3 protein-coding genes, 4 tRNA genes and 1 rRNA gene are annotated in these 3,090 nt (G+C 53.4%); all 8 read right to left on the bottom strand.

What is annotated here, in order from left to right; all coding sequences use genetic code 11:
• Nucleotides 1-32: 32 nt before the first annotated feature.
• Nucleotides 33-108, bottom strand: a tRNA-Trp gene (locus tag ACRESJ_RS23340).
• A 172-nt stretch (nt 109-280) separates the two neighbouring features.
• Nucleotides 281-356 (bottom strand) — tRNA-Thr (locus ACRESJ_RS23345).
• A 26-nt stretch (nt 357-382) separates the two neighbouring features.
• Nucleotides 383-456 (bottom strand) — tRNA-Gly (locus ACRESJ_RS23350).
• Between the two features lie 24 nt (nt 457-480).
• Nucleotides 481-565 (bottom strand) — tRNA-Tyr (locus ACRESJ_RS23355).
• 142 nt (nt 566-707) lie between these two features.
• Nucleotides 708-1,148, bottom strand: a complete 441-nt coding sequence (locus ACRESJ_RS23360) for a hypothetical protein (protein ID WP_431760011.1) — start codon at nt 1,146-1,148, stop codon at nt 708-710.
• A 7-nt stretch (nt 1,149-1,155) separates the two neighbouring features.
• Nucleotides 1,156-1,905: a pantothenate kinase gene (locus tag ACRESJ_RS23365; RefSeq protein ID WP_431760012.1), complete on the bottom strand. Its 750-nt coding sequence runs from the start codon at nt 1,903-1,905 to the stop codon at nt 1,156-1,158.
• Nucleotides 1,895-2,854 carry a bifunctional biotin--[acetyl-CoA-carboxylase] ligase/biotin operon repressor BirA gene (gene birA, locus ACRESJ_RS23370; RefSeq protein WP_431760013.1) on the bottom strand — a complete coding sequence of 320 codons (960 nt, stop codon included), beginning with the start codon at nt 2,852-2,854 and terminating at the stop codon, nt 1,895-1,897. The genes ACRESJ_RS23365 and birA overlap by 11 nt, the downstream gene beginning before the upstream one ends.
• Nucleotides 2,855-2,987: 133 nt before the next feature.
• A 5S ribosomal RNA gene (gene rrf / locus ACRESJ_RS23375) occupies nt 2,988-3,090 on the bottom strand; the annotation flags it as partial.

Here is a 3,090-nt window from a genome sequence, read left to right on the forward strand (position 1 = left end):
GTGAAAAGAAAGCCAGACACACCAAGTGAATCTGGCAGGTCAGGAGGGAATCGAACCCCCAACCTACGGTTTTGGAGACCGTCGCTCTGCCAATTGAGCTACTGACCTAAAACAAAATCAGGCCGACCATTATGCCGGCCTGAAGGAGACTTTACAACATTTTACTCTGCGACCCTGGTTACGACATCCGCATCGACGGTGCAATCACCGCCACGAACAACCAAAGGCAACCTGAACCACTTAAAACAAAGGCAGATATTTTCATATCTGCCTTGTTATATGGAGCTCTTGAGCGGATTTGAACCGCTGACCTCACCCTTACCAAGGGTGTGCTCTACCAACTGAGCTACAAGAGCGTAACACTGTGCAAAACCTGTAAACTTGGAGCGGGTAGCGGGAATCGAACCCGCATCATCAGCTTGGAAGGCTGAGGTTCTACCACTAAACTATACCCGCGAGGCTTGCAGCTCTCGCTAAAAATGGTGGAGGGGGAAGGATTCGAACCTTCGAAGTCGTAGACGTCAGATTTACAGTCTGATCCCTTTGGCCGCTCGGGAACCCCTCCTAAGCGAGCCGGCATTTTACATCATGCCAGCCTTCTGTCAAGCATTTTCTCAATTAAATCTTGAGGTTAGCTGCGTTGACCTCGCTTCACATCGTTTACCGCTTTAGGTGTTCGCTGTGGAGCGGGCGCCATTCTATGCAAACTATTCGAAGGGCGCAACCCCCTCGCAAGGCATTATTTTATGTTTTAACTCATTGAATTCTTTAGAAAGGTTTATCAGCTGAAGATCATCCAGCCATCGCCTGCTTTCAGGAGCCACGCGCAGCCAATATCCGCCGGCCTCAGACGCATCCTTAGACAGCTCCTGAAACTTCACGTCCATACCGGTCAACCTGCGCTCCAAGCCCTGCGCGAGATCCTGACGAGCAAATCCGCCCAAATAAAGGCAACCAGAATCACCCTGCGCCACTTTTCTTTTGTCCTTGGCTGAATCCCCCGCTTCGCTCAACAGCCGAATATCCTGCTGAGACCCTCGATACAGACTCAAGGGAGTCACATCCTTCGCGCGCAGCGGAGCCTCCTGTTGATGCCAGATGTAATAAAACACATTGAGAACAAGCAGCAGCAGAAACAACCAACGCATATAGACCTCAGGACAAAGGGCACGCCATAGCCAAGCCGACAAACACCAGATCCGGGACCACCCTGGCCTCAGGGACAACCCCAGAAACCAGGGCGGCGTCACCACCCGTGAGGAAAACCGAAAAATCTTCACCCCAATGGCTTCGCGCCAACTCAAGTTGAGTCAACACAAAGCCCTGAAGCATCAGCAAACAACCACGCTCGACCGCTTCAACCGTAGTACGACCAGGGGTGAGACGCTCCAGAGCGCGCTCAGCCGCAAGATCCCCGTAGCGAATCTTGCGGGTATGCGTACGTAACTGATTGCGCATCAACGGCATCCCGGGACAGATAAACCCTCCGAGATGCTCCCCATCGGCAGCAACGAAGTCCGCGGTCACAGCGGTACCGAAGTCAAGCACAAGGCACGCACCATTTGCCAAGTGGAACCCACCGAGCAGGGCAAGCCAGCGATCAAGCCCAAGCTTCTCAAACTCCTCATAGCCGTTACGGACACCAGACATCACGCGCGATGGTGTCGCACAGATGACAGACACATTGAAGGCTTCTTTCAAACTTGCGATCAACAGCCCGGTTTCCTCAGCAGTCCTTACACTGACCAAGCGGCAACACTTGAGAGCAAGCCCTTTTAGCCCTTGCACGCCCTCAAGCAAAGCGTGATCCGAATCTACCACCCCCTCACCCACCACTAGCCGAGCATTGGCAGCAAGCACGCGCCACTTGATAAAACTGTTTCCACAGTCGAGCTCAAGAATCATGACGCAACCTCAGACTCAGCTCGCCGCCACTGAAGACTTTTTCCACACCATCCACCTTCAAGCGCAAAGCGCCCTGACTATCAATACCCAGCACCTCACCATCTATCTGGTTAACACCAGCAATCAATGAGACTGCACGCCCTTGCCATAGATGATTTTTTTCCCATTCCTGCTGGATCGCTGAAAATCCAGCCGCCTGATGACGCTCCAGGTACTTTTGCAGCATGGCGCCAAGCTCTGCCGCCAAGTGATTACGGTCAAACATCCTGCCAGACTCCAGACGCATGGACGTCCACTGCTGATCCACCTCATCGGTCATCTGCATGTTCACATTTATACCGACTCCCAGCACCACGTGACACACATCTGCAGGATCGCCGACCAGTTCGAGCAGAATTCCGGCAATTTTTTTCTGGCCGACCAGAACATCATTAGGCCATTTCAACCCAACCCCCGGCACACCCAACTCGCGCAGGGTTTGCATGACAGCGAGCCCGACAACAAGACTCAGCCCTTCCAGCTGACGCATTCCGCCGTCGATGCGCAACACCAGGCTGTAATAGATATTTTCAGCGAACGGACTCACCCACTTCCTGCCGCGCCGGCCGCGGCCGGCTGTCTGCCGTTCAGCGAGCACCACAAACGGCGCAGATTGAAGCCGCTCAATGGCACGCAGCGCCTCGGCATTAGTGGAGTCGATTGAATAAAAGACCAAGACAGGCCAGCCACAAGCAGGAGCCAGCCGTGCGATTTCAGCAGGATCAAGTAATGCTAGAGGCGCTGCCAACTGATAGCCGCGCCCTCTGACTTTATGAATGGAAAGGCCCAGCTCAGCCTCTAAATGCTGAAGCTGCTTCCAAACAGCACTTCGACTGACTCCAAGAGCGGCACCTAGCGCCTGACCTGAATGGAATCGTCCATCTTTAAGAAGCTCTAACAACGTCAGCATGCAGTCTCGCCTCACAATGAGGCCGCATGATAGCCACGCCCCGAGCAGTTGCATAGAAACCCTGCAATGCAGTTTTCCAGCAGACAAAACAAAACCCCTACCTGCATATGCAGATAGGGGTTTCGGAATTTAATCTTGACGATGACCTACTCTCACATGGGGAAACCCCACACTACCATCGGCGATGCATCGTTTCACTGCTGAGTTCGGGATGGGATCAGGTGGTTCCAATGCTC

The organism is Pseudomonas sp. (assembly GCF_050739655.1).
In the GTDB taxonomy this organism is placed as follows: Bacteria; Pseudomonadota; Gammaproteobacteria; order Pseudomonadales; family Pseudomonadaceae; genus Aquipseudomonas.

Bases quoted from the DNA above. Each gene is read 5' to 3' on its own strand.
- ACRESJ_RS23360 (WP_431760011.1), bottom strand. From the start codon at position 1,148: ATGCGTTGGTTGTTTCTGCTGCTGCTTGTTCTCAATGTGTTTTATTAC.
- ACRESJ_RS23365 (WP_431760012.1), bottom strand. From the start codon at position 1,905: ATGATTCTTGAGCTCGACTGTGGAAACAGTTTTATCAAGTGGCGCGTG.
- birA (WP_431760013.1), bottom strand. From the start codon at position 2,854: ATGCTGACGTTGTTAGAGCTTCTTAAAGATGGACGATTCCATTCAGGT.